The sequence below is a fragment of the Rhodobacter xanthinilyticus genome, assembly GCF_001856665.1.
In the GTDB taxonomy this organism is placed as follows: Bacteria; Pseudomonadota; Alphaproteobacteria; order Rhodobacterales; family Rhodobacteraceae; genus Rhodobacter; species Rhodobacter xanthinilyticus.
This window is the reverse complement of the sequence record NZ_CP017781.1, coordinates 2,833,467-2,847,769: the sequence shown is the minus strand read 5'-3', so window position 1 is coordinate 2,847,769 and position 14,303 is coordinate 2,833,467. Positions and strand designations below refer to the sequence as shown.

13 protein-coding genes are annotated in these 14,303 nt (G+C 64.7%); all 13 read left to right on the top strand.

Annotation, left to right across the window (positions count from 1 at the left end; all coding sequences use genetic code 11):
- Nucleotides 1–33: 33 nt before the first annotated feature.
- The 13 genes from rpoC to LPB142_RS13860 all read left to right on the top strand — a co-directional run bounded on the left by rpoC (nt 34) and on the right by LPB142_RS13860 (nt 14,262).
- A complete protein-coding gene (rpoC, locus tag LPB142_RS13920; protein ID WP_071166717.1) occupies nt 34–4,269 on the top strand; it encodes a DNA-directed RNA polymerase subunit beta' in 4,236 nt (1,411 codons plus the stop codon).
- Between the two features lie 194 nt (nt 4,270–4,463).
- Entirely contained in the window at nt 4,464–5,189 is a 726-nt protein-coding gene (locus LPB142_RS13915) for a glycosyltransferase family 2 protein (protein ID WP_071167263.1), read from the top strand.
- A 3-nt stretch (nt 5,190–5,192) separates the two neighbouring features.
- Nucleotides 5,193–5,498 (top strand): lipid-A-disaccharide synthase N-terminal domain-containing protein, encoded by a 306-nt coding sequence (locus tag LPB142_RS13910; protein WP_071166716.1) that lies wholly within the window; start codon nt 5,193–5,195, stop codon nt 5,496–5,498.
- A complete protein-coding gene (locus tag LPB142_RS13905) occupies nt 5,473–6,903 on the top strand; it encodes an ArnT family glycosyltransferase (RefSeq protein ID WP_071166715.1) in 1,431 nt (476 codons plus the stop codon). Before LPB142_RS13910 ends, LPB142_RS13905 begins: the two co-directional genes overlap by 26 nt.
- A complete protein-coding gene (locus LPB142_RS13900) occupies nt 6,890–7,603 on the top strand; it encodes a phosphatase PAP2 family protein (RefSeq protein ID WP_071166714.1) in 714 nt (237 codons plus the stop codon). Before LPB142_RS13905 ends, LPB142_RS13900 begins: the two co-directional genes overlap by 14 nt.
- Before the next feature lie 252 nt (nt 7,604–7,855).
- Nucleotides 7,856–8,227, top strand: coding sequence for a 30S ribosomal protein S12 (gene rpsL / locus LPB142_RS13895; RefSeq protein WP_010399029.1), 372 nt, complete (start codon nt 7,856–7,858; stop codon nt 8,225–8,227).
- A 21-nt stretch (nt 8,228–8,248) separates the two neighbouring features.
- Nucleotides 8,249–8,719, top strand: a complete 471-nt coding sequence (gene rpsG / locus LPB142_RS13890) for a 30S ribosomal protein S7 (RefSeq protein WP_068768103.1) — start codon at nt 8,249–8,251, stop codon at nt 8,717–8,719.
- A 14-nt stretch (nt 8,720–8,733) separates the two neighbouring features.
- Complete coding sequence (gene fusA, locus LPB142_RS13885) at nt 8,734–10,857, top strand: elongation factor G (protein ID WP_071166713.1); 2,124 nt, start codon at nt 8,734–8,736, stop codon at nt 10,855–10,857.
- Between the two features lie 68 nt (nt 10,858–10,925).
- On the top strand, nt 10,926–12,101 hold the full coding sequence (tuf, locus tag LPB142_RS13880) for an elongation factor Tu (RefSeq protein ID WP_071166712.1): 1,176 nt from the start codon (nt 10,926–10,928) through the stop codon (nt 12,099–12,101).
- Between the two features lie 211 nt (nt 12,102–12,312).
- Nucleotides 12,313–12,621, top strand: coding sequence for a 30S ribosomal protein S10 (gene rpsJ / locus LPB142_RS13875; RefSeq protein ID WP_013066043.1), 309 nt, complete (start codon nt 12,313–12,315; stop codon nt 12,619–12,621).
- 11 nt (nt 12,622–12,632) lie between these two features.
- Entirely contained in the window at nt 12,633–13,352 is a 720-nt protein-coding gene (gene rplC / locus LPB142_RS13870) for a 50S ribosomal protein L3 (RefSeq protein WP_071167262.1), read from the top strand.
- Entirely contained in the window at nt 13,349–13,969 is a 621-nt protein-coding gene (rplD, locus tag LPB142_RS13865) for a 50S ribosomal protein L4 (protein ID WP_068765032.1), read from the top strand. Before rplC ends, rplD begins: the two co-directional genes overlap by 4 nt.
- Nucleotides 13,966–14,262: a 50S ribosomal protein L23 gene (locus LPB142_RS13860; RefSeq protein ID WP_068765031.1), complete on the top strand. Its 297-nt coding sequence runs from the start codon at nt 13,966–13,968 to the stop codon at nt 14,260–14,262. Before rplD ends, LPB142_RS13860 begins: the two co-directional genes overlap by 4 nt.
- Nucleotides 14,263–14,303: the final 41 nt, after the last annotated feature.

Genomic DNA, 14,303 nt, shown 5'->3' with positions numbered 1-14,303 from the left:
TCCCCCCTCTCGCCCTCATTCAAGGACTGACAGATGAACCAGGAACTGACCCAAAACCCGTTCAACCCGCTGGCCGCGCCCAAGCAGTTCGACGAGATCAAGATCTCGCTCGCCTCGCCGGAGCGGATCCTTTCGTGGTCCTACGGGGAGATCAAGAAGCCCGAGACGATCAACTACCGGACCTTCAAGCCGGAGCGTGACGGCCTCTTCTGCGCCCGGATCTTCGGGCCGATCAAAGATTACGAATGCCTCTGCGGCAAATACAAGCGCATGAAATATCGCGGCGTCGTCTGCGAAAAATGCGGCGTCGAAGTCACGCTCCAGAAGGTGCGTCGCGAGCGGATGGGCCATATCGAGCTCGCCTCGCCCGTCGCGCATATCTGGTTCCTCAAGTCGCTGCCCTCGCGCATCGGCCTGATGCTGGACATGACGCTGCGCGATCTCGAGCGCATCCTCTATTTCGAAAACTACGTCGTGATCGAGCCGGGTCTGACCGACCTGTCCTATGGTCAGCTGCTGACCGAGGACGAATATCTCGACGCGCAGGACCAGTATGGCGCCGACGCGTTCACCGCCAATATCGGCGCTGAGGCGATCCGCGAGATGCTGGCCGCGATCGATCTCGAGGCGACCGCCGAGCAGCTCCGCGAGGAGCTCAAGGAGGCCACCGGCGAGCTCAAGCCGAAGAAGATCATCAAGCGTCTGAAGATCGTCGAGAGCTTCCTCGAATCGGGCAACCGCCCCGAGTGGATGGTGCTGACCGTTCTGCCGGTGATCCCGCCGGAACTGCGTCCGCTGGTGCCGCTCGATGGCGGCCGCTTCGCGACTTCGGATCTCAACGACCTCTACCGTCGCGTGATCAACCGCAACAACCGTCTCAAGCGCCTCATCGAGCTGCGCGCGCCCGATATCATCGTGCGCAACGAAAAGCGGATGCTGCAGGAATCGGTCGATGCGCTGTTTGACAACGGCCGTCGGGGCCGCGTCATCACGGGCACCAACAAGCGCCCGCTGAAGTCGCTCTCCGACATGCTGAAGGGCAAACAGGGTCGCTTCCGTCAGAACCTTCTGGGCAAGCGCGTGGACTTCTCGGGCCGGTCGGTCATCGTGACCGGGCCGGAGCTGAAGCTCCATCAATGCGGCCTGCCCAAGAAGATGGCGCTCGAGCTGTTCAAGCCGTTCATCTACTCGCGCCTCGAGGCCAAGGGCCTCAGCTCGACGGTGAAACAGGCCAAGAAACTGGTCGAGAAAGAGCGCCCCGAGGTTTGGGACATCCTCGACGAGGTGATCCGCGAGCACCCGGTTCTGCTCAACCGCGCGCCGACGCTGCACCGCCTCGGCATCCAGGCCTTCGAGCCGCAACTGATCGAAGGCAAGGCGATCCAGCTGCACCCGCTCGTCTGCTCGGCCTTCAACGCCGACTTCGACGGTGACCAGATGGCCGTCCACGTTCCGCTCTCGCTGGAAGCCCAGCTGGAAGCGCGCGTGCTGATGATGTCGACCAACAACGTGCTCTCGCCGGCGAACGGCTCGCCCATCATCGTTCCCTCGCAGGACATGATCCTTGGCCTCTATTACACCACGATGGAGCGCAAGGGCATGCCGGGCGAAGGCATGGTCTTCGGCTCGGTCGAAGAGGTCGAGCATGCGCTCACCGCCGGGGTCGTGCATCTGCACGCCAAGATCCAGGCGCGCGTCAAGCAGATCGACGACGAGGGCAACGAAGTGTTCAAGCGCTTCGAGACCACGCCCGGCCGTCTGCGCCTCGGCGCGCTCCTGCCGCTCAACGCGAAGGCGCCGTTTGACCTCGTCAACCGCCTGCTGCGCAAGAAGGACGTGCAAAACGTCATCGACACCGTCTACCGCTACTGCGGCCAGAAGGAGTCGGTGATCTTCTGTGACCAGATCATGGGCATGGGCTTCCGCGAGGCGTTCAAGGCCGGCATCTCGTTCGGCAAGGACGACATGGTGATCCCCGACACCAAGTGGGAGATCGTCAACGGCGTGCGCGATCAGGTCAAGGAATTCGAACAACAGTACATGGACGGCCTGATCACTCAGGGCGAAAAGTACAACAAGGTTGTCGATGCCTGGTCGAAGTGCTCCGACGCGGTGGCGGCCGAGATGATGAAGGAAATCTCCGCGGTGCGCGTCGATGACGCGGGCATGGAGAAAGAACCGAACTCGGTCTACATGATGTCGCACTCCGGGGCGCGGGGTTCGCCGGCGCAGATGAAGCAGCTCGGCGGCATGCGCGGCCTGATGGCCAAGCCTTCGGGCGAGATCATCGAGACGCCGATCATCTCGAACTTCAAGGAAGGTCTGACCGTTCTTGAATACTTCAACTCGACCCACGGCGCCCGGAAGGGTCTGGCCGATACCGCGCTGAAAACCGCGAACTCGGGTTACCTGACCCGTCGTCTCGTCGACGTGGCGCAGGACTGCATCGTGCGCTCGCACGATTGCGGCACCGAGCGCGCGATCACCGCGACCGCCGCCGTCAACGACGGTGAGGTCGTGGCGCCGCTCTCCGAGCGCGTTCTGGGCCGTGTGGCCGCCGACGACGTTCTCGTGCCGGGCACCGATGAGGTGATCGTGCGCAAGAACGAGCTGATCGACGAGCGCAAGTCGGACCTGATCGAACAGGCCGGCGTGCAATCGGTGCGGATCCGCTCGGCGCTGACCTGCGAGGCCGAAGAGGGCGTTTGCGCGCTCTGCTACGGCCGTGACCTCGCGCGCGGCACGCTGGTGAACCAGGGCGAAGCGGTGGGCATCATCGCGGCGCAATCGATCGGCGAACCGGGCACGCAGCTGACGATGCGGACCTTCCACATCGGCGGCATCGCGCAGGGTGGCTCGCAATCCTTCCAGGAAGCGAGCCAGGAGGGCAAGGTCGAGTTCCGCAACGCAAACCTGCTGACCAACGCGGCGGGCGAGCAGATCGTCATGGGCCGCAACATGCAGCTCGCGATCGTCGACGAGCATGGCGAAGAGCGGGCGAGCCACAAGCTCACCTATGGCTCGAAGCTCCATGTCAAGGAAGGCGAGGCGGTCAAGCGCGGCACCAAGCTCTACGAATGGGACCCCTACACCCTGCCGATCATCGCCGAGAAGGCCGGTGCGGTGAAATTCGTCGACCTCGTCTCGGGCATCTCGGTGCGCGAAGAGACCGACGAAGCGACGGGCATGACCCAGAAGATCGTGACCGATTGGCGCACCGCGCCGAAGGGCAACGATCTGAAGCCGGAGATCATCATCGTCACGGCCGATGGCGAACCGGTGCGCAACGATGCCGGCAACCCGGTCACCTATCCGATGTCGGTCGACGCGATCTTGTCGGTCGAGGACGGTCAGGACATCAAGGCCGGTGACGTGGTCGCCCGGATCCCGCGCGAAGGCGCGAAGACCAAGGACATCACCGGCGGTCTGCCGCGTGTGGCCGAACTCTTCGAAGCCCGTCGTCCGAAGGATCACGCGATCATCGCCGAGATCGATGGCTATGTGCGCTTCGGCAAGGACTACAAGAACAAGCGCCGGATCGCGATCGAGCCGACGCAGGAGGGCTTGGAGCCGGTCGAATACATGGTGCCGAAAGGCAAGCACATCCCGGTGCAGGAAGGCGACTTCGTGCAGAAGGGTGACTACATCATGGACGGCAACCCGGCGCCGCACGACATTCTGCGCATCATGGGGATCGAGGCTCTGGCCGACTATCTCATCGACGAGGTGCAGGACGTCTATCGACTGCAGGGCGTGAAGATCAACGACAAGCACATCGAAGTGATCGTGCGCCAGATGCTGCAGAAGATCGAGATCCTCGATTCGGGCGAGACGACGCTGCTCAAGGGCGAGCACATCGACAAGGCCGAGTTCGAGGAAGAGAACGCGAAGGTCGAGGCCCGTGGCGGGCGTCCGGCCACCGGCGAGCCGGTGCTCCTGGGCATCACCAAGGCCTCGCTGCAAACGCGTTCGTTCATCTCGGCGGCCTCCTTCCAGGAGACGACGCGCGTGCTCACCGAAGCCTCGGTGCAGGGCAAGCGCGACAAGCTCGTCGGCCTGAAGGAGAACGTGATCGTCGGCCGTCTGATCCCGGCGGGCACGGGTGGCGCGACCACCCGCGTGCGCAAGATCGCGGCCGATCGCGACGGCAAGGTCATCGAGGCGCGCCGCGCCGAGGCCGAAGCCGCGGTGGCGCTCGCCGCCCCGATCGAGACCGGCTTCGACGAAGCCGATTTCGGCCCGGTGGAAACCCCGGAAAGCCGCGATTGATCGCCGGCCTGAGGGCGTGACAACATCCCCCCGCGCGAGCGATCGCGCGGGGGTTTTTCGTGGCCCGCCCCGCAGCCCGGCACGCGCCGGGCCGCAGGCGCGCCGCGTCGCGGCGGCGGCGTCCGTTTACAAGTTGGGCCCGCGCGGCTAAGAGGTGTCGCGCGCCCTTCATGGGCCGCTGTCAGGATGAGGCCATGACGGACGTTTCGATCGTGATTCCGGCGCGCAATGAGGCGCCCAATATCGCCACGCTGCTCGACGGGATCGATGCGGCGCTCGCGCCCGTGTGCGATTACGAGGTGATCGTGGTCGATGACGCCTCCGATGACGGCATGGCCGAGGTGCTGCGCACGCGCCGGGCGACCGCGCCGCGGCTGCGGGTGCTGCGCCATGACCGCTCCGGCGGGCAATCGGCGGCGGTGCATTCGGGGGTGCGGGTGGCGCGCGGCGCGCTGATCGCGACGCTCGACGGCGATGGCCAGAACCCGCCCGAGGAGCTTCCGAAACTGCTCGCGCCCTTGATGGCGCCGGACTCGGAGGCGGTGGGCCTTGTCGCCGGCCAGCGGGTCGGGCGGCAAGACACGCTCTCGAAGAAACTCGCCTCGCGCTTTGCCAATGGCTTGCGGGCGCGGATCCTGAAGGACGGCACCCGCGATACCGGCTGCGGGCTCAAGGCCTTCCGCCGCGAGGCCTTTCTCGCGCTGCCCTATTTCGATCACATGCACCGCTACCTGCCGGCGCTGTTTGCGCGCGATGGCTGGGCGGTCGCGCATGTCGACGTGAGCCACCGCCCGCGCGGCGGCGGCCGGTCGCATTATTCCAACCTTCAGCGCGGGCTCGTCGGCATCGTCGATCTCGCGGGCGTGGCCTGGTTGCTGCGCCGGCGCAAGAAATCGCGCCCGACCGAACTGACGGAGTGAGCCATGCATTGGCTGATGAGCGTGCTGCATGTCGACAGCCGGACCGAGCTTCTGTGGGTGATCTTCGGCTTTGCCGCGCAGGGCATGTTCACCGGGCGCTTCCTCGTGCAGTGGATCGCCTCCGAGCGCGCGCGCGATTCGGTCGTGCCGGTGGCGTTTTGGTATTTCTCGCTCGCGGGCGGGATGATGCTGCTCTCCTATGCGATCTACCGCGCCGATCCGGTGTTCATCCTGGGCCAGGCGCTCGGGGTGCTGATCTATGTGCGCAACCTGTGGCTGATCCATGCCAAGCGCCGGCGTGAAGCCTGAGGCGGGCTGGCTGCGGCCAGCGCTTGCGCTTGTCGGCGCGCTCACCGCGCTGCGGCTTGCGGCGCTGGTCTCCGGGCGCACCGATCTCTTCGTCGATGAGGCGCAATACTGGCTCTGGGGCCAGAACCTCGATTTCGGCTATTATTCGAAACCGCCGCTGATCGGTTGGGTGATCCGGGCCTTTACCGAGGTTCTGGGCGCGGCGCCTTGGGCCGTGCGCGCGCCGGGGCCGCTCTTTCATGCGGCGACGGCGCTGATCCTCGGTGCGCTTGGCGCGCGGATCGGCGGCGCGCGGGCGGGGTTTTGGGCGGCCGCGCTCTACATCAGCGCGCCTTTCGTCGCGGTGGGCTCGGCGCTGATCTCGACCGATACGATCCTCGCGCCGTTCTTCGCGGGCGCGCTCTATTTCGCCTGGCGCACCGGCGAGGACCGTCGCGCAGCCCATGCGCTCGCGGCCGGGGCCTGCGCGGGGGCGGCGTTCTTGGCCAAATATGCGGCCATCTATCTGATCCCGGGGCTCGCGCTCGCCGCGCTGCTCGCGCCGGGGCTGCGGCCGGGGTGGCGTAATGCGGCGCTGATGGCTTTGGCCTTCGCGGCGGTGATCTCGCCCAATGTGCTTTGGAACCTGACCCATCAGCTCACCACCGTCGAGCATACGATGGATAATGTCGGTTGGCTGCGCAGCGGGGCGGGGCTGAAATTCGGCTCGATGGCAGAGTTCTTCGGCGCGCAATTCGCGGTTTTCGGGCCGGTGAGCTTTGCCGCGCTCCTCTGGGCGGTGGCGCGGCCGGGGGCGGGGGCTCGGCGCTGGCTCGCGCCTTTCGCGGCGATCCCGGTCGGGGTGGTGACGGTGCAGGCGCTTCTCAACAAGGCCTATGCGAACTGGGCGGTGACGGGCTATTTCGCGGGCGCGGTTCTGGTGGCGCTGATGCTGCCGCCGCTGTGGCGGCGCGTGGCGCTCGGGCTCAATCTGATCGTGGCGCTGGCGCTGCCCGCGCTCCTCCTCCTCGCGCCCTGGCCCGAGGCGGGGGGCAAGCCGCTTCTCAAGCGCTATCTCGGCCGCGCCGAGCTCTCGACGCGGATCCTTGCGCTCGCCCGCGCCGAGGGCGTGCCGGTCTATGCGACGGATCGCGACATCCTCGCCGATCTCTTCTATACCGGGCGCGACAGCGGCGTGACGATCTATGCCCCGCGCCCCGAGGCCCGCGCGCGCAACTATTATGAGCAGACCTATCCGCTGCCCGAGGGCTTTGCGGGCCGGGTGCTCTGGGTGCGCAATGCGCCGCTCGATTGCGGCGCCGGGGCGGTGCCGCCGGCGGGGATGCTCGCGCCCTCGGGCGCCTGGGCGGGCAAGGGGATCACGCCCTATCTGGTCGAGGGAGGATGTATCGATGCCACAGATTGACCTGACGATGACGGGCCGCTGGCTCTTGGCGGGCTGGCTCGGCGCGGTGGCGCTCTTTCTCGGCGCGCCGAGCGTCGATCTCGCGATCTCGGGCCTCTTCTGGGATCAGGGCTGGGCGCTCTCCGATCGCTGGGTGTGGGAGTTCCTGCGCCAGCGCGTCTGGGATGTCTCGATCCTGCTGTTTCTCGCCTCGCCCTTCGCGCTCTGGCGCGCGCTCGCGCGGCGGCGCGCGGTTCTCGGCCTGCCGGCGCGCGCCTGGGGCTTTCTCTTCACGCTTTACCTCCTCGTGCCGGGCCTTCTCGTCAACGGCTATCTGAAGGCCCATTCCGGCCGTGCCCGGCCCGGCGATGTGGCCGAGTTCGGCGGCGCGCATCTCTTCTCGCCGGCGGGCACCTTCACCGACCAATGCGCGCGCAACTGCTCCTTCGTGTCGGGCGAGGTCTCGGCGGCGACGGTGCTCGGCGTGGCGCTCTGGCTCTGGGCGAGCCTCGCGCGGAGCCTCGAGGGCTGGCAGCGGGTCTATCTGCGCGTCCTGGGCGTGGCGGTGGTGGTCTTCACCGCGGTGCAGCGGGTGATGACCGGGCGGCATTTCCCCTCGGACGCGGTTTTCGCCGCGCTGATCACGCTGACCGCGGCCTGGGCGCTTGCGGCGGTGTTCTCCGGGCAGGCCGGGCGGGCCCTCGCGGCCCGGCGCGGTTGACAAGACCCCCGACTCCCCCTATAGCCCCGCTACCTGACGGGCGCAGAGTGTCCGTCGGAAGACGGTTTCAGGGACGATGGTTCGTCCGCAGCCCCTGAGATGAAGGCGCATTCGCCCGAGCCATTGGCCCGGGAGGGTGCGGTTTGGCGTTTCGTGATCCGCACGATACGTCGTCGAGAAGTGGCGCAGCCGCCGTCTGGAGGGATCCGGGCCCGGCTGCGAGTATTGACAGAGCAACTACGGGGAACCGGAATGCCTACCATCCAGCAGCTGATCCGCAAGCCGCGGCAGCCCAAGGTGCAGCGCTCCAAGTCGCAGCACTTGCAGTCGTGCCCGCAAAAACGCGGCGTCTGCACCCGCGTCTACACCACGACGCCGAAGAAACCGAACTCCGCTATGCGTAAGGTCGCCAAGGTGCGCCTGACGAATGGCTTCGAGGTCATCTCCTACATCCCGGGCGAAAAGCACAACCTCCAGGAGCACTCCGTTGTGCTCATCCGCGGCGGCCGTGTGAAAGACCTTCCGGGTGTGCGTTACCACATCCTCCGCGGCGTTCTGGATACCCAGGGCGTTAAAGACCGTCGTCAGCGTCGTTCGAAATACGGCGCGAAGCGGCCGAAGTGATCGTAGAGAGGAGTATCACAGATGTCTCGTCGTCACGCCGCTGAGAAGCGCGAAGTTCTGCCGGACGCCAAGTATGGCGACCGCGTTCTGACCAAATTCATGAACAACCTGATGATCGACGGCAAGAAATCGGCCGCCGAACGCATCGTCTACAGCGCGCTCGAGCGCGTTGAGAGCAAGCTCAAGCGCGAGCCGGTGGAAGTTTTCCACGAAGCCCTCGACAACGTGAAGCCTTCGGTCGAAGTGCGTTCGCGTCGTGTGGGTGGTGCCACCTATCAGGTGCCGGTCGAGGTTCGCCCGACCCGTCGCGAAGCGCTCGCGATCCGCTGGCTGATCACCGCCGCCAAGAACCGCAACGAAAACACGATGGAAGAGCGCCTCGCGGGCGAGCTGCTCGACGCCGTGAACTCGCGTGGTTCGGCTGTGAAGAAGCGCGAAGACACCCACAAGATGGCCGACGCGAACAAAGCGTTCAGCCATTACCGCTGGTAACAGGAGCACGACCTATGGCACGCGCCTATCCGCTGAGCCGCTACCGCAACTTCGGGATCATGGCCCATATCGACGCGGGCAAGACCACGACGACCGAACGTATCCTGTTCTACACCGGCAAGAACCACAAGATCGGCGAAACGCACGATGGCGCTTCGACGATGGACTGGATGGAGCAGGAGCAGGAACGCGGGATCACCATCACCTCGGCCGCGACGACGACCTTCTGGCAGCGCCAGGAAGATCCGACCGCCGAGGGCACCTCGGACACGAAATACCGCTTCAACATCATCGACACCCCCGGTCACGTCGACTTCACCATCGAAGTCGAACGCTCGCTCGCGGTTCTCGACGGTGCGGTCTGCCTGCTCGACGCCAACGCCGGCGTCGAACCCCAGACCGAAACCGTGTGGCGTCAGGCTGACCGCTACAAGGTTCCGCGGATCGTGTTCGTCAACAAGATGGACAAGATTGGCGCGGACTACTTCAAATGCGTCGACATGATCAAGGATCGCACCGGCGGCACGCCTTGCCCCGTTGCGCTCCCGATCGGCGCCGAAGACCAGCTTGAAGGTCAGATCGACCTGATCAAGATGGAAGAATGGGTCTGGAAGGGCGAAGATCTCGGCGCGAGCTGGATCCGTCAACCGATCCGTGAAGAGCTGAAGGACCTCGCCGAAGAATGGCGCGGCAAGATGATCGAGCTCGCCGTCGAAATGGACGACGACGCCATGGAAGCCTACCTCGAGGGCAATGAGCCCGACGAGGACACGCTGCGCAAGCTGATCCGCAAGGGCACGCTGGCGATGGCGTTCTTCCCGGTGCTCGCCGGCTCGGCGTTCAAGAACAAGGGCGTGCAACCGCTCCTGAACGCGGTCATCGACTTCCTGCCCGGTCCGCTCGACGTTCCGGCCTATGTCGGCTTCGCCCCGGGCGACGAGACCGAAACCCGCAACATCGAGCGTCATGCCTCGGACGACGAGCCCTTCTCGGGCCTCGCGTTCAAGATCATGAACGACCCCTTCGTCGGCTCGCTGACCTTCACCCGGATCTATTCGGGCACCATGAAGAAGGGCGATTCGGTTCTGAACTCGACCAAAGGGAAGAAAGAGCGCATCGGTCGTATGATGATGATGCACTCGATCAACCGCGAAGAGATCGAAGAAGCGTTCGCGGGCGACATCATCGCGCTCGCCGGCCTCAAGGAAACCACCACGGGCGACACGCTGTGCGATCCGTCGAAACCGGTGGTCCTCGAAACCATGACCTTCCCCGATCCGGTGATCGAGATCGCTGTCGAACCGAAGTCGAAAGCCGACCAGGAGAAGATGGGCCTCGCCCTCGCTCGCCTCGCGGCCGAAGACCCGTCGTTCCGCGTCGAGACCAACTTCGAATCCGGCCAGACGATCATGAAGGGCATGGGCGAACTTCACCTCGACATCCTCGTCGACCGTATGCGTCGCGAGTTCAAGGTCGAGGCGAATATCGGTGCTCCGCAGGTGGCCTATCGCGAAACCATCTCGCAGCCGGCTGATATCGACTACACGCACAAGAAACAGACCGGCGGTACCGGCCAGTTCGCGCGCGTCAAGCTCGAGATCAAACCGACCGAGCCGGGCGAAGGCTATTCGTTCGAGAGCAAGATCGTCGGCGGTGCGGTTCCGAAGGAATACATCCCGGGCGTCGAAAAAGGGATCAAGTCGGTCATGGACTCCGGTCCGCTCGCCGGCTTCCCGGTTATCGACTTCAAGGTCGCGCTGGTCGACGGTGCGTTCCACGACGTCGACTCCTCGGTGCTCGCCTTCGAAATCGCGACCCGCGCCGCTATGCGTGAAGGCCTCAAGAAGGCCGGCGCGAAGCTGCTCGAGCCGATCATGAAAGTCGAAGTGGTGACCCCGGAAGAATACACCGGCGGCATCATCGGCGACCTGACCTCGCGTCGGGGCATGGTCCAGGGCCAGGACACCCGCGGCAACGCCAACGTGATCAACGCGATGGTGCCGCTGGCGAACATGTTCGGCTACATCAACACCCTGCGTTCGATGTCCTCGGGCCGTGCGGTCTTCACCATGATCTTCGATCACTACGAAGCCGTGCCGCAGAACATCTCGGACGAAATCCAGAAGAAATACGCCTGATCGGGCAGGGCGTCCGGGGCAACCCGGGCGCCACACCCCTCAGGATAACCGACTAAAGGAGGCCATTCATGGCAAAGGCAAAGTTTGAACGGACGAAACCGCACGTCAACATCGGCACGATCGGCCACGTTGACCACGGCAAAACGACTCTGACGGCTGCGATCACGAAGTATTTCGGTGAGTTCAAGGCCTACGACCAGATCGACGGCGCGCCGGAAGAGAAAGCCCGCGGGATCACGATCTCGACCGCGCACGTTGAATATGAATCGGCGACGCGTCACTATGCGCACGTCGACTGCCCCGGCCACGCCGACTATGTGAAGAACATGATCACCGGTGCGGCGCAGATGGACGGCGCGATCCTGGTGGTGAACGCGGCTGACGGCCCGATGCCGCAGACCCGCGAGCACATCCTGCTCGGCCGTCAGGTCGGCATCCCGTACATGGTCGTCTACATGAACAAGGTCGACCAGGTGGATGACGAGGAGCTGCTCGAGCTCGTCGAGATGGAAATCCGTGAACTGCTGTCGTCCTACGACTACCCCGGCGACGATATTCCGATCGTCCGTGGCTCGGCTCTGGCGGCGATGGAAGGCCGTGACCCGGAGATCGGCGAGAACTCGATCCGTGCGCTGATCGCGGCGGTGGACGAGTACATCCCGACGCCGGAGCGTGCGGTTGACCAGCCGTTCCTGATGCCGATCGAAGACGTGTTCTCGATCTCGGGCCGCGGCACCGTGGTGACCGGCCGTGTGGAACGTGGCGCGGTGAACGTCGGCGACGAACTCGAGATCATCGGGATCCGTCCGACCAAGAAAACCACCTGCACGGGCGTTGAAATGTTCCGCAAGCTGCTCGATCGCGGCGAAGCGGGCGACAACATCGGCGCGCTGCTGCGCGGCGTTGACCGTGACGGCGTCGAGCGTGGCCAGGTCCTCGCGAAGCCGGGCTCGGTGACCCCGCACACCGAGTTCGAAGCCGAGGCCTACATCCTGACCAAGGAAGAAGGCGGCCGTCACACGCCGTTCTTCGCGAACTACCGTCCGCAGTTCTACTTCCGCACGACCGACGTGACCGGGACCGTGAAGCTGCCGGAAGGCACCGAGATGGTGATGCCGGGCGACAACCTGAAGTTCACCGTCGAGCTGATCGCGCCGATCGCGATGGAAGAGAAGCTGCGCTTCGCCATCCGTGAAGGCGGCCGCACCGTCGGTGCCGGCGTCGTCTCGAAAATCCTCAAGTAATTGAGGGGGCGGGCGGGCTTTCGGGCCCGGCCGCGCGAGATCGGAAAATAACTGGGTGGCGCGCTTTCGGGCGCGCCATTTGCTCTTGACAGACTCAGGTATCGCGCATATCCGGCGCCCCTGATCTCCAAGAGATTGCGGTTCGATGCAGGCGTCGCATTCGGCGAAGTCTGCCTCTCAACCTGAAAGCCCCTGCGAGAGGCAAGACTAAATGAGTGGTCAAAACATCCGCATCCGGCTCAAGGCGTTCGATTACCGTGTGCTGGACGCCAGCACCCAGGAAATCGTGAACACCGCCAAGCGCACCGGTGCTCAGGTTCGCGGGCCCATCCCGCTGCCGAACAAGATCGAGAAATTCACGGTTCTCCGTGGTCCGCACATCGACAAGAAGTCGCGCGACCAGTGGGAAATCCGCACGCACAAGCGTCTTCTGGACATCGTCGATCCGACCCCGCAAACCGTGGACGCGCTGATGAAGCTCGACCTCGCCGCGGGCGTTGACGTCGAGATCAAGGTCTGAGGAGGGGCATGATGCGTTCTGGTGTTATCGCCAAGAAGCTGGGCATGACCCGGCTGTTCCTCGAGGATGGCAAGCAGGTCCCGGTGACCGTGCTCCAACTCGACAATCTGCAAGTCGTGGCTCAACGCACCGACGAGAAGGACGGCTACACCGCCGTTCAGCTCGGCGCGGGCGAAGCCAAGGCCAAGCGCACCACCGCGGCCATGCGCGGCCATTTCGCGAAAGCGAATGTGGCGCCCAAGCGCAAGCTGGCCGAGTTCCGCGTGTCGCCGGAAAACCTCATTGAAGTCGGCGCCGAGATCTCGGCCGAGCACTACAATGCGGGTCAGTTCGTCGACATCGCCGGCACCTCGATCGGTAAAGGCTTTGCCGGTGCGATGAAACGTCACAACTTCGGCGGCCTTCGCGCCTCGCACGGTGTGTCGATCTCGCACCGTTCGCACGGTTCGACCGGCCAGTGCCAGGACCCCGGCAAGGTGTTCAAGGGCAAGAAGATGGCGGGTCATCTGGGTGCGGTCCGTGTGACCACCCAGAACATCCAGGTCGTCAAGACCGACGCCGATCGTGGCCTGATCCTCGTCAAGGGCTCGGTTCCGGGCGCCAAGGGCGGCTGGGTCACCATCAAGGACGCCGTGAAGAAGCCGCTGCCGTCGGACGTTCCGATGCCGGCCGCTCTGAAGGGCGCTGCTGCTCCGGCTGAAGAAGTTTCGGTCGAAGGGGGTGAAGCATGAAACTCGATGTGATCAAGCTCGACGGCGCCAAGGCCGGTTCGATCGATCTCGACGAAGCGCTGTTCGGCCTCGAGCCGCGCGCCGACATCCTGCACCGCGTTGTCCGTTGGCAGCGCGCCAAGGCGCAGGCTGGCACCCACTCGGTGCTGGGCAAGTCGGATGTGTCGTACTCGACCAAGAAGATCTATCGCCAAAAAGGCACCGGCGGCGCTCGCCACGGGTCCAAGAAGGCTCCGATCTTCCGTCACGGTGGCGTCTACAAGGGCCCGACCCCGCGGTCGCACGCCCATGACCTGCCGAAGAAGTTCCGCGCTCTGGGCCTGAAGCATGCGCTTTCGGCGAAAGCCAAGGCCGGCAACCTCGTCGTGCTCGAAGCCGCCGAAATGGCCGAAGCCAAGACCAAGCTGCTGGCGCAAGCCGCCAAGGAGCTCGGCTGGAAACGTGTGCTCGTCATCGACGGCGCCTCGGTCAACGAGAACTTCGCCAAAGCCGCGCGCAACATCGAAGGCATCGACGTGCTGCCGTCGATGGGCGCCAACGTCTATGACATCCTCAAGCGTGACACGCTCGTGATCACGAAGGCGGGTGTCGAAGCTCTGGAGGCTCGCCTGAAATGAGCGCGAAAGCTGAACACTACGACGTGATCGTCAAGCCGATCATCACCGAGAAAGCCACCATGGCCTCGGAGAATGGTGCGGTTGTCTTCCAGGTGGCGAAAACCGCGACCAAGCCGGTCATCAAGGAGGCCGTCGAGGCGCTCTTCGGTGTCAAGGTCAAGGCCGTGAATACCACCGTCACCAAGGGCAAGACCAAGCGTTTCCGCGGCATGGCCGGCGTGCGCTCGGACGTCAAGAAAGCCTATGTGACGCTCGAAGACGGTCAGACGATCGACATCTCGACCGGCCTCTGAGCCCGTCGCAAGCGATTGGACAGGCCCTCGCGCAAGCGGGG